Origin of the sequence: Dokdonia sp., assembly GCF_039945015.1 — a bacterium.
Classification (GTDB): Bacteria; Bacteroidota; Bacteroidia; order Flavobacteriales; family Flavobacteriaceae; genus Dokdonia.
In genome coordinates this window covers 728,891-755,386 of record NZ_JBDUXP010000004.1, presented here as the reverse complement: position 1 = coordinate 755,386, position 26,496 = coordinate 728,891, and the positions used below count along the sequence as shown (strand labels likewise).

At 33.0% G+C, this 26,496-nt stretch carries 21 protein-coding genes; 12 read left to right on the top strand and 9 right to left on the bottom strand.

Translation table 11 applies throughout. The features are described from left to right. Positions 1-243 precede the first annotated feature (243 nt). From ABJD27_RS05595 to ABJD27_RS05575, 5 genes are all read left to right on the top strand, one after another. Positions 244-1,887: a helix-turn-helix domain-containing protein gene (locus tag ABJD27_RS05595; protein WP_348169719.1), complete on the top strand. Its 1,644-nt coding sequence runs from the start codon at positions 244-246 to the stop codon at positions 1,885-1,887. Positions 1,888-2,006: 119 nt separating this feature from the next. Continuing rightward, a complete protein-coding gene (locus ABJD27_RS05590; protein ID WP_348169722.1) occupies positions 2,007-2,213 on the top strand; it encodes a hypothetical protein in 207 nt (68 codons plus the stop codon). 252 nt (positions 2,214-2,465) lie between these two features. Continuing rightward, positions 2,466-4,637, top strand: coding sequence for a DNA mismatch repair protein MutS (locus ABJD27_RS05585; protein WP_348169725.1), 2,172 nt, complete (start codon positions 2,466-2,468; stop codon positions 4,635-4,637). Between the two features lie 135 nt (positions 4,638-4,772). Next, on the top strand, positions 4,773-5,183 hold the full coding sequence (locus ABJD27_RS05580) for a thiol-disulfide oxidoreductase DCC family protein (RefSeq protein WP_348169727.1): 411 nt from the start codon (positions 4,773-4,775) through the stop codon (positions 5,181-5,183). A 105-nt stretch (positions 5,184-5,288) separates the two neighbouring features. Continuing rightward, the gene (locus ABJD27_RS05575; protein ID WP_348169729.1) at positions 5,289-6,950 is read left to right on the top strand and encodes a DUF4139 domain-containing protein; all 1,662 of its coding nucleotides are present in this window, start codon (positions 5,289-5,291) and stop codon (positions 6,948-6,950) included. Positions 6,951-7,405: 455 nt separating this feature from the next. Here ABJD27_RS05575 and ABJD27_RS05570 read toward each other — a convergent pair whose 3' ends face one another. From ABJD27_RS05570 to ABJD27_RS05560, 3 genes are all read right to left on the bottom strand, one after another. Next, positions 7,406-7,846 carry a hypothetical protein gene (locus ABJD27_RS05570; protein ID WP_348169732.1) on the bottom strand — a complete coding sequence of 147 codons (441 nt, stop codon included), beginning with the start codon at positions 7,844-7,846 and terminating at the stop codon, positions 7,406-7,408. 65 nt (positions 7,847-7,911) lie between these two features. Next, complete coding sequence (locus ABJD27_RS05565; RefSeq protein ID WP_348169735.1) at positions 7,912-8,079, bottom strand: hypothetical protein; 168 nt, start codon at positions 8,077-8,079, stop codon at positions 7,912-7,914. 540 nt (positions 8,080-8,619) lie between these two features. Continuing rightward, entirely contained in the window at positions 8,620-8,793 is a 174-nt protein-coding gene (locus ABJD27_RS05560; protein WP_348169738.1) for a hypothetical protein, read from the bottom strand. A gap of 156 nt (positions 8,794-8,949) precedes the next feature. Here ABJD27_RS05560 and ABJD27_RS05555 point away from each other — a divergent pair, with 156 nt between their 5' ends. From ABJD27_RS05555 to ABJD27_RS05535, 5 genes are all read left to right on the top strand, one after another. Beyond that, positions 8,950-9,513 (top strand): hypothetical protein, encoded by a 564-nt coding sequence (locus ABJD27_RS05555; RefSeq protein ID WP_348169740.1) that lies wholly within the window; start codon positions 8,950-8,952, stop codon positions 9,511-9,513. Positions 9,514-9,892: 379 nt separating this feature from the next. Beyond that, positions 9,893-13,849: a GH-E family nuclease gene (locus ABJD27_RS05550; protein ID WP_348169743.1), complete on the top strand. Its 3,957-nt coding sequence runs from the start codon at positions 9,893-9,895 to the stop codon at positions 13,847-13,849. A gap of 17 nt (positions 13,850-13,866) precedes the next feature. Continuing rightward, on the top strand, positions 13,867-14,328 hold the full coding sequence (locus ABJD27_RS05545; protein WP_348169746.1) for an ankyrin repeat domain-containing protein: 462 nt from the start codon (positions 13,867-13,869) through the stop codon (positions 14,326-14,328). A gap of 696 nt (positions 14,329-15,024) precedes the next feature. Then, on the top strand, positions 15,025-15,732 hold the full coding sequence (locus tag ABJD27_RS05540; RefSeq protein ID WP_348169749.1) for a DUF1629 domain-containing protein: 708 nt from the start codon (positions 15,025-15,027) through the stop codon (positions 15,730-15,732). Between the two features lie 327 nt (positions 15,733-16,059). Further along, positions 16,060-16,689 (top strand): DUF1629 domain-containing protein, encoded by a 630-nt coding sequence (locus ABJD27_RS05535; protein ID WP_348169752.1) that lies wholly within the window; start codon positions 16,060-16,062, stop codon positions 16,687-16,689. A gap of 101 nt (positions 16,690-16,790) precedes the next feature. Here the strand turns inward: ABJD27_RS05535 and ABJD27_RS05530 are convergent, their stop codons facing one another. The 4 genes from ABJD27_RS05530 to ABJD27_RS05515 form a co-directional block, all read right to left on the bottom strand. Next, entirely contained in the window at positions 16,791-18,278 is a 1,488-nt protein-coding gene (locus tag ABJD27_RS05530) for a polysaccharide biosynthesis C-terminal domain-containing protein (protein WP_348169755.1), read from the bottom strand. A gap of 2 nt (positions 18,279-18,280) precedes the next feature. Then, on the bottom strand, positions 18,281-19,609 hold the full coding sequence (locus ABJD27_RS05525; RefSeq protein ID WP_348169758.1) for a glycosyl transferase family 1: 1,329 nt from the start codon (positions 19,607-19,609) through the stop codon (positions 18,281-18,283). A 6-nt stretch (positions 19,610-19,615) separates the two neighbouring features. Continuing rightward, positions 19,616-22,051: a YfhO family protein gene (locus ABJD27_RS05520; protein ID WP_348169761.1), complete on the bottom strand. Its 2,436-nt coding sequence runs from the start codon at positions 22,049-22,051 to the stop codon at positions 19,616-19,618. Between the two features lie 143 nt (positions 22,052-22,194). Then, on the bottom strand, positions 22,195-22,455 hold the full coding sequence (locus tag ABJD27_RS05515; protein WP_348169764.1) for a DUF4834 domain-containing protein: 261 nt from the start codon (positions 22,453-22,455) through the stop codon (positions 22,195-22,197). A gap of 107 nt (positions 22,456-22,562) precedes the next feature. Between ABJD27_RS05515 and ABJD27_RS05510 the strand changes: the two genes are divergently transcribed. Together ABJD27_RS05510 and ABJD27_RS05505 are read left to right on the top strand one after the other, a co-directional pair. Beyond that, entirely contained in the window at positions 22,563-23,573 is a 1,011-nt protein-coding gene (locus tag ABJD27_RS05510; RefSeq protein WP_348169767.1) for a transporter, read from the top strand. 18 nt (positions 23,574-23,591) lie between these two features. Next, positions 23,592-24,716 (top strand): GTP cyclohydrolase, encoded by a 1,125-nt coding sequence (locus ABJD27_RS05505; RefSeq protein WP_348169770.1) that lies wholly within the window; start codon positions 23,592-23,594, stop codon positions 24,714-24,716. Between the two features lie 89 nt (positions 24,717-24,805). Here ABJD27_RS05505 and ABJD27_RS05500 read toward each other — a convergent pair whose 3' ends face one another. After that, the gene (locus ABJD27_RS05500; RefSeq protein WP_348169773.1) at positions 24,806-25,327 is read right to left on the bottom strand and encodes an AidA/PixA family protein; all 522 of its coding nucleotides are present in this window, start codon (positions 25,325-25,327) and stop codon (positions 24,806-24,808) included. A gap of 357 nt (positions 25,328-25,684) precedes the next feature. Further along, the gene (locus ABJD27_RS05495; RefSeq protein ID WP_348169776.1) at positions 25,685-26,479 is read right to left on the bottom strand and encodes an OmpA family protein; all 795 of its coding nucleotides are present in this window, start codon (positions 26,477-26,479) and stop codon (positions 25,685-25,687) included. Positions 26,480-26,496 lie beyond the last annotated feature (17 nt).

Here is a 26,496-nt window from a genome sequence, read left to right as displayed (position 1 = left end):
GTTTACCGAATAATCAAAGGAAACAAGGACAAGTACTGTCCCGTTTAAGAATGAAGACTCTTCATTTAAGAATGAAGATTGTTAGGAGGAATACTCATAAAATGCTCTAAATAAGCCTGTTTTGTCTAACAAGAAGCAATAGACTATCTTTAAAACTCTGATTATTCTAAGAAATTCATTTTAAATTTAATTTTATTCAAAATGTATATAAGGAATTCCGTATTTATCTTTTTTTTAAGCATTTTGGGACCTATTTTTCTTAATGCCCAAGAAAAAACACAAGATTCACTTATACAGTTAGATTATAACGAGATAAGAAAATCGTTAATAACACACGCAGACGATTCCATAACAGCAATGAAGTATGCCAATGCTTTTATACTTAAAGCAAAAAGAGAAAAAGATACTTCGAGAATGGTAAAAGGGTATTATTTCAAAATTATTTTAGATACAAAAAAAGAGAAATCATTTCATCTGTATGATACGATCATTGAACTCTCAAAAAATCTAAAAAATGAAAATTTCCCAGCGACTGCATACTTCGATAAAGGAGTTATTTATCATAGAAAATATCTTTATAAAAACGCACTAGACAACTATATTCAAGCCTCTAAGTATAATAATGGAAGTAGAAAAGAACACTTAGAATTCCTTATTAATCAAAGTCTCGGTTTATTAAAATCTAATATAGATAAAAACCAAGAAGCCTTAACACTAGCAAAAAATTGCTATAAATATGTTATTGAACAAAATTATAAAGAAGAGAATTCTCCGCTTTATTACAATGTATTATACGCACTGACCAATGCATATAGAAAAATGAATTATATAGACTCTGCGAGAGTATATAACAGATTAGGTTTACTAGATAAAAACACATCAAATAACTCTATTAATTACAATCATTTTTTAATGTTAGATGGTGTTTTGAAGTTTTATACTGGAGAATATGCCGAAGCAGAAATCAATATCCAAAAATCATTACCACAAATTGAACAAGTATTTGATCAAAACTCATTAGCCCTCGGGTACTATTATTTAGGAAAAACGCATCTACATTTAAAAGACAAACCTAAAGCTATTCAAAATTTTAAAAAAGTAGATAGTGTGTATCAACATACAGATTATATAGTACCAGAGCTCACAAATGCATACCAAGAAATTATAAAATATTATAAAGAAAATAACAGTATAGAAGATCAACTTGAATATACAGAAAAGCTCATAAAAGTAGATCATGTTTTAACAAATCGATATAAATATCTTAGTGAAGAAATAATAGACAAACTAGATATTCCAAAACTTATCAGTAGTAAAGAAGCACTTATTGTTCAATTAAAGTCTGATAAGAAAAAATCCAAAACTTCATCTATTGTTTTAATAGCTATTCTAACTGGTATTATAGGCATTGCAATATATCAGTTTAGAAAGAAATCATTCTATAAAAAAAGGTTTAAAGAACTTATACATAATACTCCAAAAAAAACACCTTTTACCCAGGTCTCAGACACTATTATACCAGATGTTCCTGAAGACATTGTAAAAGAGATTTTAAATAGGTTGTCCGTTTTTGAAGAAGAACATAACTATACAGATTCTAAAATAACATTACATAGTCTTGCTTCAAAAATGAATACAAATAGCAATTATCTATCTAAAGTTATAAATACAAATAAGCAAAAAAGTTTTACTTCGTATATAAAACAACTACGTGTAAATCATGCATTTAATAGATTAAAAGCAGAAGAAAAACTTAGGAAATTTACCATAAAAGCAATTGCAGAAGAATGTGGTTTTAAAAGTGCTGAATCCTTTTCAAAAACGTTTTATAAAATCTATGAAATCTATCCTTCATTTTTTATTAAACAACTTAACAAGTCAAAATAAGTATAAACGACTACTTCTTACAATGTCTTTATTTATGAATGAAGACAGCTCAAATTAAATAGTCTATTATAATGTTAATTATTCTTTTAACTTTATAATGAACTAAAATATAAAAGATTATGAAAAAATCTAAATTAAAAAACCAACTCCTATTTCAAAAAACTAACATTGCCCGATTAACACAAAATAATCTACAAACTATTATTGGAGGGGCTACAAATAATTCTGAAGAAAGACCTAAACCACGTACAGACACGATCTCATTTACAGTAATCACATCTTCTTGGAAATGCATTGATTTATTTGGAGTCACTACAAGTAGTTAATCTTATATTTTGATAAATAAACCATCAAAAAAAGCCCTAAAAGTTATCTAAACTTTTAGGGCTTTTTTAAATATTCTTAAAACAGATACTGCTTTATCTTAGTACGCTTTCGCGAAAGCATACTAAGACACTTAATCACATTTATTTATTCTGTACTTTTGTGTTGTTATTATAACGTGAATTAAATTTTTAAAAGAAAAAGAATATACCGTAGGCTATTCTATATTAATAGACACCTACAGCATCCCTACGATGATAAACATACATCAGAAAACCCTTAAAGATCTAGAATTCCCAACAGTTTGCGAACACATCGCAGAACGCTGTATTACTGAGCATGGAAAAGCCAAAGCAATGGCTATTGTCCCATACGCCTCTTCAAAATTAGCTCTTTTTGGGCTACACCAAACCAATGAGTATGTCTCATCTCGATTTCATGAAACAGTAATTCCTAATCATGGGTTTGATTCTGTAGATAGAGAGATTAAATACCTTGATATAGAAGATAGCGTTTTAGAAAAAGGAAGTTTTAAAAAACTATCTAGCATTTCTGAAACGACTAATATCCATATAAAATTCTTTCAGAAGTACCAAGAACGCTATCCTACGCTTCATCAGACAGTATCTAGTACAGAATATACAACGATTGTTATAGATGCGGTAAATATCGTTTTTGATCGTTATGGAGAGTTACGAGATGATGCCTCTACCTTATTACAAACAACACGCAGAAGTATCAATCAAGTAAAAGGAAGAATAAACTCTAGTTTCTCTTCTGCATTAGGTCAATATCAAGGATACGGTTACTTAGATGATATTAGAGAATCTGTTGTTGAAAATGTACGTGTACTTGCTGTAACAGCAATGCACCGTCGTAAAGTAAAAGGATCTATCATGGGAAGCTCCAAAACTGGAAGTATTGTATACATACAACCTGAAGCAACTCAACAAGCCCAGCGAGAACTCAACAATCTCCTTTTTGAAGAAGACGAAGAGATCAAACGCATCCTTAAAGAACTTACAAATACAATACGCCCTTTTATACCTCTATTTGAAACATATCAAGATTTACTAAGCACTATTGATGTGATAGCAGCAAAAGCAAAATATGCACAAAAACTAAATGCTGTATTACCAACCATCACAAAAGATAGAGAAGTAACACTTAAAGAAGCATATCATCCTTTACTCTTATTAAGTAATACTGCCAAAAAAGAAAAAACATTCCCTCAAGACATTCATCTTGATAAGGGGAGTCGCATCATTGTCATTTCTGGACCCAATGCTGGAGGTAAAAGTATTACCTTAAAAACAGTAGGGCTTTTGCAACTCATGCTACAAAGTGGAATGTTAATTCCGGTACATGAATACTCTAGAATGTGTCTTTTTAATAGGATACTTACAGATATTGGAGATAACCAAAGTATAGAAAATCATTTAAGTACCTATAGCTATCGTCTTAAGAATATGAACTATTTTCTTAAGAAATGTGATAAATACACCCTATTTCTTATTGATGAATTTGGAACAGGATCTGACCCAGAACTTGGAGGAGCGCTTGCCGAAACTTTCTTAGAAGTATTTCATGAACGAGAAAGCTTTGGAATCATTACCACCCATTATGCAAACCTTAAAATGATGGCCAATGAAACACAGGAGATTGTAAATGCAAACATGCTCTTTGATGCCAGAACTCTAGAGCCATTATTTAAATTACACTTAGGAGAAGCAGGAAGTTCCTTTACCTTTGAAGTTGCTCAAAAAAATGGAATCCCCTACTCCCTCATTAACCGTTCAAAAAAGAAAGTAGAGCGCGGTAAAATACGTTTTGATAAGAGTATTGCAAACCTTCAAAAAGAACGTAGTAAACTTGCAAAAACAACCTCTACCCTTAAAGAGAAAGAACAAAAAGCATTACAACAAGATCAAAAACTACAAGAGATCAATGCCAAGGTACAATCTAAGTTAGAAAACTATCAAGAACTATATGATAGTAACCAGCGTCTTATCTATTTAGGTCAAAAACTAGACACTGTCAGTGAGAAGTTTTATCGCGATAAGAAAAAACGAGAACTTGTTGCCGAGCTTATGAAGATTGTACAAATAGAAAATTCTAAACGTAAAAAACAATCGGTAAAAGAAGCAAAAGTTCAAAAAGCAAAAGAAACACAAGTAAAGAAAGAAGTCGAAAAAAAGGTAGCAGTTATTCGAAAAAAGAAGAAAGAAGCAAAGATCGAAGCTCCTAAAGTAGAAAAACCAAAAGCTATTTTAAAAGTTGGCGATCGTGTACGTATGCAAGATGGCAAAGCCGTTGGAGTTATCGATGCCATAGAAAAAGGAAAAGCAACAGTAGATTATGGTATGTTTACAACCAATGTTTCTATCGATCAATTAGAACTGGTACAGGCAAAAAAGAAGAAATAATACATTCTTGTCTGCATAGTATATAGAGAAGCTTAACAAGATTTTAAAAGAACTGTCCTACAGTGTCACTACCTTTGTAATACCAATAAAGAAAATGTAACTATTGGAATAAGATTCCCATATTCACAAGAATTCATGGAACTACCAAAAGACAAGAAGATTATTTTATTTGACGGCGTTTGTAACCTATGCAATACGTCTATCATCTTTGTGATCAAGCATGACCCAAAGGATCTTTTTCGATTTGCTCCTCTACAAAGTGATCTTGGTAAAGCACTTATCTCAAAACATGACATAGATAGTACTAAGGTAGACTCTATTATTCTAGTTGATCAAGAAAAAGCATATACAAAATCATCGGCAGCATTACGTATTGCGCGCCATCTTTCTGGCGGTTATTCTTTCCTGGCCATCTTCTTAATCTTCCCTGCGTTCCTTAGAAATGTAGTGTATGATTACATCGCTCGTAATCGTTACAAATGGTATGGAAAGAAAGAATCATGTATGATCCCTACTCCAGAATTAAAGGCAAAGTTTCTAGACTAGCCTATCTCGTATATTCCGTTTACGCATCAGAAGTACCACTTCCCTCATTGTAGGTTTTACACATCATTGTTTGGACATAATTTTGAGCAAACAAACAATACACCCATGAAAAAAGTATTTCTCCTTATTGCATTTCTTATTGCTAATTACGCTTTCGCGAAAAGCCTGCCTGCCGTAGGTATGGCATATACAGAAACTTCAGAAATCCCATCTACAGTCCCAAAATCTGTAGCCTCAAACATCTCTTTAGTCACTGTATATCTCAATGGAGCTCAAGTAGAAAGAGCTGCAAACGTATTGATCTCTGAAGGTACGACCACCTTTATGATAGACAACCTCTCAAATACCATAGACGAGAATAGCATTCAAGTATCAGGATTGAACGATGCCACCATTCTCTCTATAAATTATAGCATCAATCATCTCACAAAACATAAAAACACCGAGGCTGTAGAAGCCTTACAAAAAGAGAAAAAAGCCATTGTCTTTAGCATCAAGAAACTGAACAATCTGATGACAGGCTTGCATAAAGAAGAAGAGGTCATTACCCTTAATCAGAAACTTGGAAGTACTACTCAAGAAGTAAGTCTAGAGAAGGTAAAAGCACTAGCAACCTATTATAGAGAACGTATCACAGCAATTAAAAATGCCCTCTTAGATGCAGAACTCAAAAGAGCTGAATTGCAACAACAAAATCAAGATCTCACAAAACAATTAAACGAACTTAATATCACCGAAGAAAAAAGTACAGGACAAATCACTCTAAAAGTATATAGTGACTTAAAAACATCATTACAACTTAATGTATCATACAATGTGAGGAATGCAGGATGGTATCCTTTATATGATCTGAAAGCAAAAACTATTAATACGCCTCTAGCATTATCTTATAAAGCGCACATACACCAAAATACAGGTTCAAATTGGGATGATGTAAAACTTGTGATCTCTACAGGAGATCCTAACACTAATAACTTAAAGCCAGAATTAGGTCCTAAATACTTAAACTTTATAAATAACTACTATCGTAGCAAACAGAAAAAAGCATTAGGATATGCTACAACCGAAGTACAGTTAGAAGATATAACAAACACGCTAGAAGGAAAAGCTAGAGGAGTCGATGTAGATTACACAAGCACAGGAGATATCAAAACAGAAGGCATTACAACGACACGTTTTGAGATTAAAAAACAATACTCTATTCCTTCAGACGGTGATATTACCGTGATAGAAGTAGACACTTTTGAGATTCCTGCAACCTATGAATATTTTGCAGCCCCTATCCTTAATGAGAATGTATTCTTAACAGCTAGTATTACAGACTGGACAAAATATAGTTTATTACCAGGAGAAGCAAACATCTATTTTGAAGGGAGTTTTTCTGGTAAAACTTTTATAGACCCATTGACCACTACAGAAGAGTTAACCATTTCCTTAGGAGTAGATCAAGGTGTCATTATAAAACGTGAACAACTAGATAATATAAAAGCAACCTCATTTATAGGGTCACAACGCATAATAGATAATAGCTATACCATAGAAATCAAAAACAACAAGAAGATAGCAATTAATCTTAAGCTCTTAGATAGAATTCCTAAGTCACAAAACAAAGAAATAAAAGTAGATGATATAGAAACGGGGGATGCAAATTATAAAACCAAAACAGGATTACTAGAATGGAATCTAAACATCACACCCAATAGTACACAAGAAAAAAGTTTTTCATACGAGTTACGCTATCCTAAAGAGAAACGTATCAATCTATAACTTTAAATTTTTATCAAAAGTAAGAATAAGTAAAAAAGAAAAGGCGAGTCAAGACTCGCCTTAAAGTCTTTAATTAACGCAACAGCAATTAGGATCCGTATTGGTATGATGACAAAAACAAGCATAACAACCTCCTCTTGAACCATTAATAGATACTAACTCTTTTTTGTCCAGTTGTTGAACACCTTCAACATTTAAAATGCTTTTTAACATAATAATAAAATTTTAAAGATTAATAGTATGCTAAAAGTATATATACACTCAATATAATTCAACAATAACCTATTAGAATTCACTGAATTAACGTAACAAAAAACAATGATTATTTTTTGATTTTCTTTAAGATATCAACCACAACTTGGTATACTAAATATAAAAAATAAGAATGCTTGTTTTGGTCATATTGCATCTTTTTGCTGTAATAAATGAATAGCACTATGTAGCCATAGTAAATTTTAAAATATTGCAATTGACGCAGAAGAATTAGGGCCGGCTCCTTTCTTCTTAAAACACAAAGAAGTAAAACCACTAGGAGGTGCACAAGTATTGACACCATTAGGAATAAAAGTATCACAATCGGGAAAAATATTACAAACTCCTCCTTGAGTTGGGTCAGAAACTCCGTTTCCAGGACCAGACGGGAGACCTCCATAACCGATTCCAACTACGTAATCCCCCGGTGGAGCCGTATAATAATTGTTAGCCCAAAAATTAGCAGGCACAACTAGTTGGCCAGAAATTATAGGATTATTACAACCTGCTGTATCCGTGTATACGATAATGGTTTGTGGACAATTTGTGCTATTCCAGACCGTAAGAGATGGAGATTGACTCTTAGCATTAAAGCTAGTAAATATAAAAAAAGATAATAGAAATAAGTGAACGAATGATTTCATGGCAATAAAATTTATGAGTTATGAAAAGCAAAAATAAAAGCGGGACAAGCCCGCTTTTATAATAATTAATACCAGTGGCATCTATTACCACACCAATACCCTGGTTCGCAAAGCGTAAAACCAGAAGGGAATGTCATACAACATATTCCTCTTGAGCCACCTCCGCCAACAGACTTCTGTGCAGTTTTGTCTAATTCCTTAACACCTTCTACATTTAAAATTGATTTTAACATACTAAATGATTTTTAAAATTAATAATAGAACTAAGATAGTAAATAATTGACAATCAGATAATTATGGTTTTTCCGTAATTAAAAACATATACAGAATATCGTAAAGAGCAAAAGAAAAGCGAGCTATGCTCGCTTTTCTTATTTTGGATCGTTACTTAAAAATTAACAATGATAATCTGATTCTACACACGTACACTCAAATCGATCCCATTCCATACCAATTGGACACTCGTGAGGTCTACATATTAAAATCCCACTACCCTTAATTGACTCTTGCTCTTTTTTGTTTAAGACTGTACCTAAACCTGAAATGTTTTTTAACATAATTATACTTTTTAAATTAATAATAGAGTGAATTTAGCAAGGAACAGGTATTAAAAACAAAGGTCGTATTATCAAATTTATAAAATTGATAATATAGGAAGTATCGTCCGATAATGGCGTACTAATCCCTGATATTCAAACAAGTAGATAAACACCAGATTGTAGTGATACAGGTAACAATGAAAAGCAAACCTAAGCTTGCTTTTCATTATTTAATTATGCGCAAGGGTCTACCGAGATACAGGTAGCCGGAACACCAATTCCAATACAGTAAGAAAGTTCACGGGTTTCAACCGTAGGTCTTGATTCTCTACCTCCTCCATTAGTATTTCTAAGATTAGAAATCGTGGTTTTGTTAAGTCTTAAGCTTGTAAGATTCTTTTTTTTCATGATATAAATGATTTAGGATTAATCATAGTAAGGCAACAAGAATATCTTAAAATATTGATTTACAGTTATTTAAAACTTTGGCACGCTCCTTGGTTTATAATAACCAGAAGCGTAAGCCGAGAGTCGGTAACGTAATAACCCTAATATTTTTTAAGTATGAAAAAGTTAGTCGTATTAGCAGTATTATTTCTAGGAGGAATGACTGCACAAGCAAACGAAGTGACGAATCTCGATCACAACAACAACACAACAGGGATACGTTACAATGTACCACAGTCAATTTCATTTGTACAACGTGGTGTAAAATTTATTGTATATCCAAACGGAGAATTTGATTTCAGATTCTCAAACCCACAACATCATGGGAGACGTGGTCACAATGCACCAGGAACCACATATTCTAATCGAGGAAATCGAGGATATGTAGCCTATGATTATTTAGGCAACGCTACAAAAGTTGGACGTAACTATATAGGATATAATCGCAATTGTGATGTTAACCAAATAGGAAATATAACCTTACGATATGCACACGGAAGATTAGTACGTGTAGGAAACCTAAGAGTATATTATGATCATTATGGAGATATCTCTCACACAAAAGGATATGTTACTCATTACAGTCATAATAACAACTATAACACCTATGATAATGACAATGATCATTATTATGGTAGAAAAAGAAACCGTAACGCTGTAAAACGAAACGGTAGAAGATAATAGATTTTTGGTTGGTTAGTTTGAAAGCCCCATATAGCATTTGCTGTATGGGGCTTTCTTTTTATATATAGTTTGTTTATGATAATGTACAGGTATACGCTTTCGCGAAAGCGTATAAAGACACCTTTCAAAAAACAGTCACTTCAGTAAATAGATTACACATCGCATAATCTACTGAAACTACGGATCCTACACCTCAAAAAACTTTACTATTAGCCTATAACAGTTCATCTTTGTAGTTCATTATACTTAAGGTATATGGGTTGGTTTTTAATGCAGAATAGGCGCTTCTTATAAGCGTCTATTCTCATCTATCCTCCCTTTTATACAGGAACAAATAAGTACTGTCTCATACAGTCATAAAAAATAAAGATCATCTATGTACGAATTTAAGCCAAGACCTAAAGTAGTACCGCAAAAAAAAGCAGTGAGCCCAACATCTAAGGTAAAACCAGATCCCGAACTAGAAAAGGAAAAACTAGAAAGTACGACTCAATCTGATATACAATCTCCAGAAAAAACAGATGGAGTTCATAATTCGGATACTACACATACAGGAACAGGGCTTCAAGACGACGCAACGACAGCTGGTGACAAAACGGGAGCAAAAGGAGATGCTTTTCAGCAACTTATCGCAAATGATCCTATCACACAATTACTAGATAATGACCCTATTACACAACTCTTAAAGAATGATCCGTTTATCCAACTGGTAAACAACACTAATGCCCCAAAAGACAAGCTAACAGAAGAAGAAACAAAAGATACTACCGTACAAACAATAGCAATAAAAGATACGGGAGCATCACAAAACAAACCAAAACAAGAGATTGCTACTTCTTCCCCAGAAGCAGCCATAAGTAGTGTTACAAAATTACCGCCTCTACAGGCATTTGGCTCTATGAAAGAGGCAACTACCATAGCGGCACAAGCGCAACAAGGACAACTTGCAGAAGCACAAGCAGGCATGGAAGAAATTACCATTCCTACTGGTATAGATGCTGCATCAGAAGTATCACAACCAAAAGTCAAAGCTTTACCAAAAGGAAAAGTTCCAAAAATTAAAACGCCAACTACAGCTAAAAAAGTAACCGCAGACAAGGATACCAAAAAACTAGATAAAGCCACTAAAAAAGCACCTATTGGAAAAGTAACCACAAAGAGAGGCGCGTTTATAAAAGACATACAGCAGTCAAGAGAAAATTTAGGTAATGTACAGACAGCTGCACAATCTGATCTTGGAGCACAACCTGCAGCAAGTTTTGATGAAGCATCAAATCCTGCTCAGATACAAGCAAACAATATACAAGCACAGCAAAGTGTAGGAAACGAATTAGGAAACGCACAAAAAGCTACTATCCAAGACTTTGGAGAAAGTGGTATGTTCCCTAAGAAAGCACATAAGAAGGCAAAAATTAATATCAAAACGGAGTTGACAGAACAACGTGAAAGCTTACTGTCTCAAGACACTGAGATGCCAAGTTTTGATGATACAGAAACAGCAAGTATCAATCAGGAATTACAAGCACGTTACCAAAACGAAATTGATACTGCATCACAAGATATGCAGACTGCTGGTACAGATAAAGACCAGAACATCATAGCTGAGAAGAGCAAACATCAACAAGATATGATGAATGCTACCGAAGAAGCAAAAGCAGCACAACGTGCAGAACGTGGTAAAGGACAACGAGACGTTGTTAATCAAAAGCAAAACTGGCAAGCAGAAAACCAAAAAATTAAGGAAGATGCTTCGATGCAGTTGGCGAAGGAGCAAACCAAGAATGAGGCTAGTATCACCAAAAAGCAAACAGAAGGAAATCAACAAATAGCAGATACCTATGCTAAAGCCGATAAAGACATTGAAGCCAAAACAAAAAAGGCAGATCAAGATGTAGCGCAACAAGAGAAAGAAGGCGTAGAGAAAGAAGAAAAAGGTTGGTTTGATAGTGCTATAGATTGGGTAAGTGATCAGTTTGATAAAATCAAAAAAGCAGTGAATTTCATTTTTGATAAATTACGCGCTGCTGTGAAAAGCCTTGTTAATTGGGCAAAAGAAAAAGCATCCGGTATTATCAATGCGGTAAGAGACTTTGCAATTAAAGCAGTAAAAGTATTTGGAGAGATTGCAAAATCTGTCGTGAGCGCTGCTCTATTTATGTTCCCAGAAACAGCAGCAAAGTTCAATGCCTATATAGATAAGAAAGTAGCGCAAACTGTTCAGGTTATAAACAAGTTAGCAGAGGCATTAGAAAAAACAGTACACGCATTACTAGATGTTATAGGTAAGGTAATAGATATGATTTTAGTACTATATCAAAAAGCCATTAATCTAGCACTAGATGTATTAGAAGCGATTACGGTTGGGGTATTAATAATCATTAGGTTTTTAGCCAATTTAGGAATCGGAGCTAGTTATTCAACTATAGAGTTTTTAGGTGCTTTAGGAGAGGAAGCTTTAGGAGGTAACCCTGGAGAACCATTACAAGACACAGAAGTTTCTATTCAAAATGAAGGTAAATGGTCTCAAGCTATGGGCTTACCAGAAGGAAGAATAACCTTTGATGGCAAAAGAAATGGAATCTCTTCAGAAGGGGCGTCAATACCAGAGGTGCTAACAAAGAATCTATTAGCAGATGATGATGTGGCAATTACTCCAAATCCTCTTGTCGAAATGGATCCATCATTAGCTTCTCAACAATTTAATAGCATGAAAGATGGAGAAGTTTTTGAATTAGGAGGATCTGCAAGTCCAATAACGCGAGAGCAAATTCAAGAACAAGCCGCTGGACAAGAAGGATTTGCTAGCGATCTTGGTCAAGAAACTACAGGAACTGAAGGTGCAACAGGAGGAAGTACTGATTTCTATAATATGAGTGATGAAAATAAACTAACCTATTATAATGATCAAATGCTTCAAGAGTCTGAAGCCGCAGGAAGTAAAGAACCTAATGGTCCAGAACCTAAAAGTCAACCCGTAAATGATACGAGTCCCGCAGCATTAATGGCAAAAACTGGGCGTCTAAGTATTGGAAGAAGAATAAAGTATTTTGGACAACAAATGCTTACAGGAGTTAAAGTATTATGGAATAAGTATAAAGCATACATTATTGGAGGGCTAATCGCAGCATTAATAATTGCTGGTGTAGCCGCATTCTTTACAGGTGGTGCAGCAGTACTTGCCGCAGTACAACTTATCATGAATGCATTAATTTTAGTTTTTGGAGCTATAGCCATATACCGCGCTAGTGGAAAAATAAAAGAGTATGTACAACTAGCATGGAATAATAATCCTAAAGATGCAGGAAAAGCACTGGCTTCTGCCTTTGCCATTATAGTGGTAGAGTTTTTAATAGACCGTATTTTACTTGGAATGGGGAAAGTTCTTAAAACTACGATTAAAGCTGTAAAAGCAACAAAAGTTGGTAAGTTTGTAGCTAAGAATACTAAAGGTATACGTAAGATAACTAAAGGAGCGATTAAAGGAAGTAAAAAAGGATTAGCAACTATAGGTTCTCGCCTGAAAGGAAATAAATTAGTAATAAGTTTTAACAAGAAAGTAGGGAAAGGAATTAAAAAGTTTAATACATTTAGAAACAGAGTTCTGGATAAATTAGGCTTTAAGAAAGTTTGGTTTGAACGTCACGGGAATCGTTTACAATTATGGGGGCAATTTAATGCTAAAGTATTATTATCTAACATAGATATCAATGATCAGAAACAAAAAGGAGTAATTGAAATTGATTCCAAAAAACTTAGAAAAGATTTAGATACACGTCAAATAGTTGGTAAAAAAACTAAGGTAGGCGAACAGGATGGAATTATTATAGCAGATGAAGGGAATAAATTTTCCAATAAAATAGAAAATTCATCTAAAGCGGATCAAATTGAAGAATTTGGAAAATTAGATAAATTAGATGATGCTGCTAGAGCTGAAAAAATTAGAGGAGGAGTAAAAAGTGAGCGAGTTTCGTTAAGAAAAGATGTAAAAGATGAAATCTTTGAAACTGCATATACAGGGAGAAAAGACGCTAATGGTCATAAAATATATTTTGATGGTAAAACTCATAAGGACATTCCAAACTTTGGCACTCACTATCCAGAGTTTACACCCTTAGGACATAAGCATCCTAAAGCTGGTCAAAGAGTACCAGAAAACTTAATAGGGCAACCTAGAGCAGATATTGGACATATTAAAGGACAAACTTGGGAAAAAAGATTAAAAAAACATAAGGAAAAAGGAAGTACAAGAAAAGAAATTATTGAAGCTGAAAATAATCCAGACTTGTATATTTTAGAAGAAAGAAGTTCAAATAGAAGTAGAAAATTAGATTAAATTATAAAACATTAATTATGAATTTTGGAACAATTATTAGAGGAGAAATAGATCTTCTCAAATTAGAATTGGAAAAAGGTATTGATGTAAATCAAAAAGATGAATTTGGAAATACAGCATTACATATAGCATGTGATGAAGGATATATAAATATAGTAAAATTACTTTTAAAGTACCCTGTAAATATTAATACCAAAGGGCTTCATGATTATACTCCTTTATTATATGCGATTTCAAATAGAAATACAGATTTGGTAGTATTATTATTAAAGCACAAGGCAAATATAAACTGTCAAGATGATGAAGGTAATTCAGCGATAATGACCGCAGTTATGAGATATCGCAAAGGTGACACTAGTGTAATTGAAACTTTATTAGAACATGGTGCAGATCCTAAAACACCTAATAAACATGGTATTACTTTATATAAATTATTGGATATGCCTAGAAAAAAAGAAATCGCTCATTTATTTGAATAAATAATAAGTGAGTATGAGCAAAAAGCTATGAATAAGATATCATAGCTTTTTGTCTTTTAGAGAAACGAGTAAAACTATATAGTAGGCCATATTGTAGTATTGATCGATTATATGAATTAATTTTCTTACTCAAATCTCCACCAGTTACAAACTGGCGGGAGTAGGGGGTTAAACTCTAATACCTTAATTTCAGAAAAATTAAAAAATGATATAGAACAAAAAGGTCTTACAGGAATAGAATTTAAAGAAATGGATATAGAGTTTTATATAAATGAATAAAATTAAATATTTTATTATTAACTCCCCGCTCCCGCCAGTTTGTAACTAGTCGCAAGAAGAGTATTTAAAATAATAAGTGAGTATAAGCAAAAAGCTATGATATCCAATCATAGCTTTTTGTATTTTAGAGAAACTAGTGAAAACTATATAATAGATCATATCGTAGTATTGACCTATTATATGAATTAGTTTTCTTACGCAAGTCTCCACCAGTTACAAACTGGCGGGAGCGGGGATTTAATGATTATGCCCAAGAAATATTAGAAAAGCCTATTGATGCTGTAACAGCACTAGAAGTCAGAAAGTTTATGGATAATTTTGCAAAACAAATAAATAACAAAATAGATGATCTTATAGAACTAAATAAATCTCTACCGTTAGATAAGAAAATAAAGTTAAACGATATTATATTTTAAGATGAAAAAAATAAGTTATTATCATTTAAATCATTCTATAGAACCAAAAATTGTTGGAAACATAAATGATTCTGAATACAATACTCAAGTAGATAATTTTATTGATCCTGAGAATAATGATGAAAATAGGTTTGATTTATATAAAGGCTTTAATTATTATGAACACATATCTAAAAAATTAGACTTAACAAAATTTAAAACTCATAATAAAGCAAAAATGACAGACTGTATGAGTACTAGATTTTTTTCTACAGATGGATTTTTTATATCTGATAAATTATCAAAATTACTTAATAGATTTGACTTAGAGAATAGCCAACTATTAGATTGTTTAATAACTAATAAAGATCAACATCATAATTATTATTTATTAAGCTTTTTAGATGCTAAAGACATATTCAATTATAAAAAATCAATCTTTGGAATAGTAAGTGGGCTAGATAAAGTAGACAAAAGTATTGAGTTAAAGTTTAATGATTCTGAAGAATTAAAAAACAAAAAAAAAGAATTATATTTTGAAACTAATGGAGAAAATACGATTACTCCACTAAAAATAATTTTGACAAAAAATGTGGACTTATTTAAATCTAGCATAGACAAAAGCATCTTAATTTCCGAGAGGTTAAAAAACGATATAGAAAAAAATAAAATTACTGGTTTCGACTTTAAAAACAGAAAGACACAAACAGAATTTTATGAAGATTTTTAAAAATTGAAAAGCATTAACAAAAGCCATAGTTTAAAACTATGGCTTTTTGTATTTTAGAGAAACTAGTAAAAACTATATAGTAGGTCATATTGTAGTATTTATTGCCTATATGAATTAATTTTCTTACTCAAATCTCCACCAGTTACAAACTGGCGGGAGCGGGGGAACTGATTTTAAAAATAAAAGATATTTCAGTTAAAAATGAAGTAAAAGTTAATGATTTATTCAAAAAAGGACCTAATATGGGTAACGTCAATCCACGAGAACTATATATGTCTGTTTTAAAAAAACTAAAATCAGAAGGAAAATTACTATAAAATAATAAACATGATTAGTGAAAAATATTTCAAACTAAACTATAGTACTGTCATTAAAGAAATTGGCCATTGGAAACAAATGGATGTTCCTAATAAATATTGGGAAATAACAAATAATTTTGAAACAATAAATTACCATTCGTTTCAAGAAAAAGCACCTAATCTTAAAAACTTTGAATTAAACAAAAAAGCAAAATTAACAGACTTTCTAAGTACAATTCAACTTGATATATCAAAAGGAATGTTTGTGTCTTCAAAAACCAAAGAAATCATTGAGAAACACAATGCCTTTGGAGTTAAATTTTATAATACTTCTATTCTAATGAATAAAAATGAGGATATTAATAATTATTTCTTTATGCATGTAATTGATAATTATGGAGAACTTTTAAACATTAATAAAAGTAAATTTATTGATTTTTTAGAGGATGATAAAGAGGTGAAATTAGACTTAAATGAACCTATTTCTGGTTCTATTGCACCTAAAAGATTAACATTAAATAATCCATATGACTTGTTTAGAAGTCCTGGAGGTGTAGAAATTATTATTTCAGAAAGTTTAAAGAACTCTTTTACTAAGGCAAATATTACGGGTTCATTTATCGAAGAACTCACTGATTATAAAGTTTATATTGATTAAATTAATAAGCTCGTTTATCACCATTATAAATAGTAATTAGATGAAGCTTTAAGGATAATATATATAAAAACTATATGGTGTGTTATAGTATTAATCGTTCATCACTTCCTGCGTTTCAACACCCCATCTATAGCTTGTGTGACATCCTGAGAGACATTTAAAAAATAAATAGCAAGAAGATAACTACCACCCAACAGTATAGATTTTAAGGCAATATTTACAAAAGGATGAAATGTAAAATCCCAAAAGTAAAAAGCACTAAAAAACAAGATGAGTAATACAAATGTTTTAAAAGATCCTTTTGTAAAGGGTTGCATTCCAAATTTCTTATACACAATAATAATCTTAAATAAGGTATATAGTACTGAAGCCACAAACGTGGCTATAGCAGCTCCGTTAATCCCATAAATTGGGATAAAAACTGTATTGAGTATAACCGCTACTATAATTAATAATACGCCCAATACAAGAATGATTCTATAATAATCACTGTTGTATAAAATCGCATTATTAATACCGAGACAATTATCTAATAGTTTTGCGGCGCCAATACACAATACAACATACAATCCAGTTCTATAATTAACCGTCACCATATCATATAGACTTGCTATATTACATACAATCAGTAAGAATAGTAGAGAAGCAATAACAAATAGCGTTAACGAACTCTTATGATAGAGTTTTCTCATATCATCGTATCGCTTGTTATTAAGCATTTTTGCCACCATAGGATAGGTAATTTGATGCATCGCTCTTGCTGGTACTGCAATGACCGTAGCGATATAAATAGCCACAGAGTAATACGCTACGTTTTCTATCTCTTTATACAACCCTAACATCACTTTATCCAAGTCTAACAATAAATTTGCAACAGACCCTGCAATTATAATAAGGCTTGTATACTTAAGAATAGCCATAAAATTTTCTGGACGCCTCCTGTTTGTAGTCAAGCTTGTAATGGTATACCGTATGTGTTTAGGTCTTTTAAGCATAAATGCATACACATTCATCACAAACATACGAAGTACATAGACGCCTACTAACGCTTTTAAAAAAGTATCAACCGTGATACTATCAAAAGCTAATAAGGTAAGAAGTGTTGTGATTCCTAGTCTATGAAATACCTCTTTCATAAAATTACCAAAGATGGTTTTAAACTGCACTTTTGACCACGCAAAAAAGGCTTCAAAATAAGCAGACGATACGGCAATTATAAAGATGTACCACACATAATCATATACAATCTCATTTTTTGTCGCTAGAAACAAGCCTATTTTCTCATAAAAAAAGAAACAGATCAATGCGCCTGGAATAGCCACTAGTAAAGGCAGTATAAGCATCCAATTCAAAAAGACACTCTGTTCTCTCCCTTTGTATGCTGAGTAAAACTTTACAAGCGTATTGTGTACTCCAAAGGCTGTAACTGGCATTAAAATCATGGCGGTAGAGACAATAAAACTCACCAGACCATAATAGTCTTCAGACATGAAATTGATATACAAAAACAACGTATTAAGTGCTCCTATCGCAAACCCTAGATAGGTAGTAATAAGGTTACTAAATGATTGCTTAATAACGATTCCCATAGCTATGACACAGTTTTAATAAGCGTAGCAAGAGCTTCGGTTAATGCTTTTCTATGGTATTTTGAGATGGCATCTCCCCTATCCTTCCAATCTGGAGAGGTATAATTCTCAAATAACTGTAGTATCAATTGTTCTAATCTTTCTTCTTCACTGTAACTTACATAATGCCCGCTACCTGTCGTTGTAATGATCTCCCCTACATCGGCATCTTTAGGTCCTAATCCTAAGATAGGTCGTTGTGCAGAGAGGTATTCAAATACCTTTCCTGGGATAATTCCTTTGGTAATTTCGGCATCTATCTCTATGAGTAACAATACAGCAGCTTCTCTTTGTAATTGTATCGCTTCTGGATGAGAAACATAGCCTAAATTTTTGACATAAGACGTAAGCCCATATTCTGCTATTGCATCTATGACTTCTTCGCTTATCTTACCAGCTAGTGTTAACGTGAAGCTATTTTTAAACGCTTCATTAGTATCTACTAACTTAGAAAGTACTTTCCACAACACCATAGGATTACGATCAGATAATAGTGATCCTATATGCGACATCGTAAAGCTTGTAGGTGTTATTACTACTTCTTGTTGTTTGGTATCAAAACCATTTGTAATCACCGTTATGGGTTGTTCTGTAATGGTGCTAAATTCCTTTTTTGTTGTGGGACTGGTAACAATAATGGCATCGGCTGTTGTGAGGACGGTACGTTCTAACTCCTTATGTTTCTGCTGTGTCTTTGCCGTCATTTTCAATTTATCGTGATACCCTATCGTAGTCCACGGATCTCTAAAATCGGCAATCCATTGTATATTTCTTTTGGAATCACCTTGAGCAATTTTCGCTTTAAGCTGCATCCCTATAAGATGTAAACTATGTGGCGGGCCTGTAGTGATGATCGTTTCTATTTGATGCTTCTCGATATAATCCTCAAGATATGACACAGAAGGTTTCACCCACCCTACACGGGCATCTGGAACAAAAAAGTTCCCACGTATATACAACATAAGTCGTTGTACCAAAGATTGTTTTGTTTGTTTAGGTACAATTCCAGCCGATAATTGTTTGACACTTTCGCGCCTACCTGTCGGCAGGTAGGAAAGCAAACTCGCAAAGCGATACGGTTCTTTTATAGGTTGTGTAAGGATCGTTACTCCATCTGGAACTTCTTTTATAAGCGTCGTATCTACAATCGGATACTCAGGATTTTCTGGTACATATACGATAGGTGCTATATCAAATTGTGGTAAGTACTTTACAAATTTTAACCATCGTTGTACTCCAGGCCCTCCTGCTGGAGGCCAGTAATAACAAATGATAAGTACTTTTTTTGACATGAAAAATTAAGCTTCTTCTATAGCCGTCTGTTGATCTTGATTCTTAAAACTCATATACATCCCTCCAATCACAAAAAGGATTAGTATGATAAAACTTATGAGCATAATCATTCCTCCTTTTTTAACTACGGGAGGGTCAAATGTAAATTGAATCTTGTGTTCTCCTTTTGGAACCCTTAATCCTCTTAACATATAATCTGCTTCAAAAATTGAAGCTTCTGTTCCATCGATTGTTGCTTTCCAGCCATTTTTATAATACGCTTCAGAAAAGACCACAAATCCATCACTTGTATTTGCAGTAGTATACTCCATCTTATTAGGAGACGCTTTTACTAATTGAACCGTAGCAAGGCTATCTTTCTTAGGAGCAAAACCGTTTAATTCCTCTTTATATGCACTTCTGAGAACAGCAACTTTCTTTGTATCTACAATATCCAATGCATCATACACACTATTATAATCTGGCAACAGTTGTATCTCCTCTACAAACCATGCAGGTCCATTTGCATATGGATTGCGATTTGCAAACATATTACCTTCATTCTCTTGGATGATATATTTTACATTCAACATATTAAGCACTCCTATTTTACCCGAAATGATTTTATCATAGATATCCTCCATACGTTGTGGACGCACAGCAGAGTATCCGTTAAGAGAATTAAAGAAATAAGAAGTATGAGAGTTATTAAACCCTCTAAAATTATCTAATACTCTAAAGTAGCCATCATCTTTTAGAATCATATCATCTGCTGGAGTCGCTTCAAAATTCTGTCTGTATTCTCTTTCAGATATAAAATTATCCTCATTAACACTTCTTCTATCGACGCCTACCAAGTCTATCACAATAAAAACACCAACAATAATAATAGCGATGTTTTCTGAAACCTTCTTTTTAAACGTGAGCCACAAAATCCCTGCAACCCCAATAATAAAAAGCAATGATCGCAAACTATCACTTTTTAAAACATGTAAACGATCTTCTTTTAAAGCGTTTAAAATAGGTGCTTGCTCACCAGTAGCCATCCCTAATTCTCTAGATGATCGTAAATTAAATAAACTTCCTCCAAAGAGATAGAATAGCAAACATAAACCTCCTAGAATACCAGAGGCTATCAGTAATTTTTTAAGTCTTTCTTTAGGATCTTCTCTATCATTAAAAAAGCGATACAGTCCAAAAACGGCTGCTATAGGGATTAATAATTCTAAAATTGCTTGAATACTAGATACCGCTCTAAACTTGTTATAAAAAGGGATGTAGTCTATAAAAAAGCGTGTGAGCCCTTCAAAATTCTTACCCCAACTTAGCAGTAGTGATAGTATAATTCCTCCTAGTAACCACCATCTAAGTCGTCCTTTTACGAGTAACAATCCTAATAATGCAAGAAAGACAACGGTAACACCAAGATATGGCGGTGCTTCTACAAAAGGCTGTTCTCCCCAATAAAGCGGAACTCCTGAGTAATATTTTGCTTCGGCAGGAGAAGCTCCTAACTGTATGTATTTTTTATAAAGTACAGATTCATTACCCAAATCTGAAGCTCTACCTGCTCCAAATAATTTAGGCACTAAAAGATTCAGAGATTCTAATTTTCCATAACTATACTCTGTGATGTACTCATAGTCTAATCCATTCCCAACTTCATCACCAAAAGCTGCAGGGTCTTTAAGTAATTTTTCTCCTCGGATACTTGTTTTTGCATACTCTGCTGTCGAGAGTAATGTTGTAGCATTGGTTGCCAGTCCTAGCGTAACAGCAATTAACAAAACACCTATGCATTTAAAAAAATGAGGCAATTCTTTCTTTTTATACGCATCTATAAGGTACGCGATTCCTAAAACGATCACCGCAAGTCCTAGATAATACGTCATTTGGTAATGATTTGCCTGTACTTCCAATCCCATGGCAACGGCTGTGAGTATAAATCCCCATATATATCGTTTCTGAAAAGTGAGTATAATACCAGAAAGCACCAATGGGAAATAAGCAATGGCGTGTGCTTTTGAGTTATGTCCTACCCCAATAATAATAATAAGATACGTTGATAATCCAAAGGCAAGCGCTCCTATAACAGCAAACTTCCAAGGTACTCTCATTACAAGCATGAGAACATAAAAACTCAATAAGTATAAGAACAAATAATCGGCTGGGCGTGGTAGGAATCTTATAAGTTTATCAAGCTTATCCATATAATCATGAGGGAACTTAGCGCCCATCTGGTAAGTTGGCATCCCGCCATAAGAAGAGTTTGTCCAATATGTTTCTTCACCCGTCGCTAGCCTATGATCATTTTGTTGCTTTGCCATCCCTTCATACAACTTGATATCATTTTGGTAAATCATTTTACCAGATAATACCGGACTGAAGTATAACAATGAGACAACTATAAATCCTATAACAACCAGAAAGTGTGGTAAGAAACGTTTGAACTGAAAATTCATAAAAGCAAATTAGAGTATACGCACAAAAATAACGGAAAAAAGACGAAGATATACTAGTCTATTCTCATACTTAAGAGATATACTATTAACAAATTATCGGGTATGGATGTGTTTACGCTTTCGCGAAAGCGTATAAAAGAGCATTAATCGATCTCTTCAAAATCAATATAATCACCCACTGTTTTTTTAGATTTCTTTTCAACAGGCGCCGGTTCTGGCGTATTATCTTGCGGAAAACCGTTGAAACCTTTAAAAGTAGTTTCCATTTTTTGTCCAGCTTTCTTTGCTATATAGCGCATGAAGTACGGAAATAGCAAACGCCCTAAAAAACGTAGGGTTACATATACCAAGACGATGATTAAAATCGTTTTAAAAAAACCATCTAGTGCTAAAAGTAAGAGCATTGTGTGAAATTTTTAGTAAAATTAGGCATTATGATTTATAACAACTACCTAATAAAGCTTAAAAAAATGATAAATTCTTATATATTTGAATGCTAACTCCAATCGACATGCGTAAACCTATTTATGGACTCTGTATTTTTTTATGTTTTGCATTAAGCGGAACAGTATATGGTCAATACACTGAGACAATTAACTCTAATCGTCCTGGAGAGTCACAAGGCGCCTTTGCTGTAGGCACACAAGTGATACAAGTAGAATCTGGTTTTGATCTTGGAAATGACACTCATGATTTACTTAATACAGATATTGATATCACAGCATTTAATCTTGATTTGAGATATGGGTTCTGGAAAGAAGCCTTAGAAGTAAGTACTTTCTTTAGATATCAATCTAATAATGTTTCATTTACAACAGGGAGTATAGATCCACGAAGAGTAAATGGGGTTGAGAACCTACAGTTAGGAGCAAAATATCTTGTGTACGATCCTCATAAAAAAGGGGAAGACGAGCCTAACTTATACTCATACCATGCAAATTTCAAATTTAAATGGAAATCATTAATCCCAGCAATCTCTGTGTATGCAGGTGCTGTTTTTGATTTTGAAAACGAATTAGACACACGTCGTGAAGCTGGTATAAGCCCTAATATAGCGCTTATTACACAAAACAATTGGGGACGTTGGGTTTGGGTAAATAATATTATTGCAGATCGTGTTACGAGTGATTTTCCAGCTTATTCTTGGATTACAACAATGACTCACTCTGCTACAGAAAAAATTGCATTTTTTGCAGAATACCAACTCATTACAGGAGATCTATATGCCGATAATATTGCACGTGCAGGAGGTGCTTATCTACTCACAAAAAATTTGCAAGTAGATATCAGTGGTCTTGTTAATTTTAAAGACACTCCTACTCGATGGAATGTTGCCGCTGGATTATCTTGGCGATTAGATCTTCATAAAAAAGATGAAACAATAGAAGACACAAGTGGAGATGATGAAAAAGATGGTAAAAAGAAAAAATCTGCTTCCAAACGACAAGCAGAAAAAATAAATAAGAAAAAAAGACGAGACGGCGTAGACCCAGATGGTGGAGACGATGATGGCAATTTGTAAAACGAAGTATTTGACTAGATGATTACCCTAAAAGAAATGAAAACCCCTTCGGAACTTAAACAGTTTGTTAAGTATCCGTTTTTATTATACAAGGATGAACCCAACTGGGTAGCTCCTATTATTGCAGATGAGTTGGATAGTATGGATCCTGCTAAGAATCCTGTTTTCAAAAATGCAGAGGCTCGATATTTTATCGCTTACATACAAGACAAACCTGTAGGTCGCATCTGTGCGATAATTAATCATATAGAAGTTAAAGAGCAAGGAAAACCAAAAATGCGTTTTGGTTGGTTTGATACGATAAATGATATTGAAGTAACAAAAGCATTACTAAACAAAGTAAGTGAGATAGGAAAATCTCATAACTTAGAATTTATAGAAGGTCCTGTTGGTTTTTCAAATATGGAGAAAGCAGGTCTATTAGTAGAAGGATTTGACTATTTGAATACCATGATTACTTGGTATAATTATGCCTATTATAAAGATCATTTTGAACAATTAGGTTTTGAAACGGCAGCAGAATGGGTAGAATTTAAAATAAAAATTGATCCACCAGAAAAGCAAAACCCTAAAGTAAAGAAGTTTGCAGATATCATTGCAAAACGATACGATCTTACCCCTTTACAGTTTAGAACCTCAGATGAGATCAAACCTTATGTAGATGAGATGTTTGGTTTATTAAATAAAACCTATGATAAACTCTCGACATTTGTTCCCATTCAACAATATCAAATTGATCATTACAAAGAGAAATACTTAAAATATATCCACCCCGATTTTATAAAATGTGTGCAAGATAAAGATGGGAACCTAGTCGCTTTTGCAATTACAATGCCTTCCTTTTCTAAAGCATTAAAGAAAGCAAATGGAAAATTATTTCCATTTGGATTTTATCACTTATTAAAAGCAAAAAAGAAAACAAGTACCGCTGCTTTTTATCTTATTGGTATTGATCCAGAATATCAAAATAAAGGAGTGACTGCCGTTATATTTCAAATGATGCAAGATCTCTTTAATAAAAGAGGGATTACCGATGTAGAAACCAATCCTGAACTAGAAGAAAACAAAGCTATCCAACAGCTTTGGAAAAACTATGAACACGAACTACATAAACGCAGAAGAACATATAGAAAAGATATATAACACGATCTTAATATAACCCATATATAAAAAGCCAATGAAATTACTTTGTAATAGCATTGGCTTTTTAAGTGTCGTATTTTAAACTACTACTAGTTGTCCCATGATATGTCAATATATGGATCCCAGTAAAAACGTCCAACAGTTTCTAAAGTCCCATCTGCATGTGGTTTCATAATTTGAAAGTAAAAATTATATGTAACATTTCCTTCTTTATAAGCAGTTGCTGACCAATACCCAAGATTTGCTTCTAACACATTTGGATTTTGAATATCATTTGGATTAATTTCTGCTATCATCTCAGAGCTTCTAGCTGGTTCTACTCTATCAAGTAGACTCTCACCTTGAGTAACACTAATTGCATATAGATTTACGGTATACTGTCCTCCAAATGTCAGTGTTGACGCCCGCCATCTTATATCTTGATTAGGGTGCATTTTAACATTTAATTCTGCAGCCCCATGACCACTAATTTCATTTGCCTTTTGTGAGACCATATAGATCGTATTCGCTGAATTGTTAACAAATACTGGATTTCCAGTATTTCCACCTTGAGTTGAGATAATTGTATCTGCGTCTATAAATATTCCTACATTTACTATGTCTGTTGCCATGATAATTATTTTTAAAATGATTAATTATTGTGTAAGTCTAAACCTGTAATAAGAAAGAATAATAGTAGCTACTTAATCAAAGTCATATACTTTAAAATACAGGATGTTTATTAAACGATATCGTAAATTTTACTAGGTTATAATTACCTGTACTTAATTTATTTCCAATTGTTTAACACTTCAAAGATGAAGAATAGGCGGTTTTGAATTTAAAAAAATGTTATAAACACGGGATATATAGGAACGAGAGACTGTAAATCTGGAATGAGTTTTGTAAAAAGTAACAAATGCAAGTACGAAACTATAGATCATAATTCGACTTTTCTAGTTAAATTCATACAATCAAAGACGTATAAGTTACTCTATAATCTCTATCTCAACCCTACGATCATATTTACTACCCTTACCCAAAGGTTCTAGGTATGCTCTACCTTCATAGGCCAATCGTTCATTTGAGATTCCATTATCTACTAAGTAATCATATATCGCTTTTGCTCTATCTTTTGAGAGGCTGTAGCTTTTTGTAATAACATTAAATCCATCTTTACTAGATGGAATACTTCCATGGCAACATATATGTCCTATAAGATTAATATGGGTTTTTGGGTTTGTATCTAAATAATCATACAATTCTTGTAAAACTGAAGTACTTTCTTCTAATATAGTATCTGTCCCTCCTAGAAAGAGAATTCCTTTTAAAACTATTTTATCACCTATCTCTAAGGTAGAAAGGTCATTGATTTCTTGAGAGTCAGAAACTTCCTTATCTATAATGACTGTTTCCTTTTTTGTATGCATAAAACGAGAAATAAAGATATCTACCCTTCTATTTTTACCAGATGTGCTCTCCAGTGCTCCGTAACCTTCTGTTTCAAGGATATGATAAGTATCAAACAATAATTGGACTTCTCGTGCTCTTTTTTTAGAAAGTTGTACATTATACCTATCTGTTCCATATGCATTTGCAAATCCTTGTATTCGTATAGTTATAGAATCCTGAGTAATCAATAATTGTTTTATACTATCTATTTTTTGTACATGTTTTTCTTCAAGTTGGTACGCATCATGATCATAATATAAACTCGCTTTTATTTCTGTTTGTGCTATAAGTAGAGAAGGAAAAAACAGAAACATAAAAACGAAATACTTCATAAGAATAGTTGAATAGT

Excerpts from the sequence above, each read along its gene's own strand:
- ABJD27_RS05590 (WP_348169722.1), top strand. The coding sequence starts at position 2,007 with ATGAAAAAATCTAAATTAAAAAACCAACTCCTATTTCAAAAAACTAAC.
- ABJD27_RS05585 (WP_348169725.1), top strand. The coding sequence starts at position 2,466 with ATGATAAACATACATCAGAAAACCCTTAAAGATCTAGAATTCCCAACA.
- ABJD27_RS05580 (WP_348169727.1), top strand. The coding sequence starts at position 4,773 with ATGGAACTACCAAAAGACAAGAAGATTATTTTATTTGACGGCGTTTGT.
- ABJD27_RS05575 (WP_348169729.1), top strand. The coding sequence starts at position 5,289 with ATGAAAAAAGTATTTCTCCTTATTGCATTTCTTATTGCTAATTACGCT.
- ABJD27_RS05570 (WP_348169732.1), bottom strand. The coding sequence starts at position 7,846 with ATGAAATCATTCGTTCACTTATTTCTATTATCTTTTTTTATATTTACT.
- ABJD27_RS05565 (WP_348169735.1), bottom strand. The coding sequence starts at position 8,079 with ATGTTAAAATCAATTTTAAATGTAGAAGGTGTTAAGGAATTAGACAAA.
- ABJD27_RS05560 (WP_348169738.1), bottom strand. The coding sequence starts at position 8,793 with ATGAAAAAAAAGAATCTTACAAGCTTAAGACTTAACAAAACCACGATT.
- ABJD27_RS05555 (WP_348169740.1), top strand. The coding sequence starts at position 8,950 with ATGAAAAAGTTAGTCGTATTAGCAGTATTATTTCTAGGAGGAATGACT.
- ABJD27_RS05550 (WP_348169743.1), top strand. The coding sequence starts at position 9,893 with ATGTACGAATTTAAGCCAAGACCTAAAGTAGTACCGCAAAAAAAAGCA.
- ABJD27_RS05545 (WP_348169746.1), top strand. The coding sequence starts at position 13,867 with ATGAATTTTGGAACAATTATTAGAGGAGAAATAGATCTTCTCAAATTA.
- ABJD27_RS05540 (WP_348169749.1), top strand. The coding sequence starts at position 15,025 with ATGAAAAAAATAAGTTATTATCATTTAAATCATTCTATAGAACCAAAA.
- ABJD27_RS05535 (WP_348169752.1), top strand. The coding sequence starts at position 16,060 with ATGATTAGTGAAAAATATTTCAAACTAAACTATAGTACTGTCATTAAA.
- ABJD27_RS05530 (WP_348169755.1), bottom strand. The coding sequence starts at position 18,278 with ATGGGAATCGTTATTAAGCAATCATTTAGTAACCTTATTACTACCTAT.
- ABJD27_RS05525 (WP_348169758.1), bottom strand. The coding sequence starts at position 19,609 with ATGTCAAAAAAAGTACTTATCATTTGTTATTACTGGCCTCCAGCAGGA.
- ABJD27_RS05520 (WP_348169761.1), bottom strand. The coding sequence starts at position 22,051 with ATGAATTTTCAGTTCAAACGTTTCTTACCACACTTTCTGGTTGTTATA.
- ABJD27_RS05515 (WP_348169764.1), bottom strand. The coding sequence starts at position 22,455 with ATGCTCTTACTTTTAGCACTAGATGGTTTTTTTAAAACGATTTTAATC.
- ABJD27_RS05510 (WP_348169767.1), top strand. The coding sequence starts at position 22,563 with ATGCGTAAACCTATTTATGGACTCTGTATTTTTTTATGTTTTGCATTA.
- ABJD27_RS05505 (WP_348169770.1), top strand. The coding sequence starts at position 23,592 with ATGATTACCCTAAAAGAAATGAAAACCCCTTCGGAACTTAAACAGTTT.
- ABJD27_RS05500 (WP_348169773.1), bottom strand. The coding sequence starts at position 25,327 with ATGGCAACAGACATAGTAAATGTAGGAATATTTATAGACGCAGATACA.
- ABJD27_RS05495 (WP_348169776.1), bottom strand. The coding sequence starts at position 26,479 with ATGAAGTATTTCGTTTTTATGTTTCTGTTTTTTCCTTCTCTACTTATA.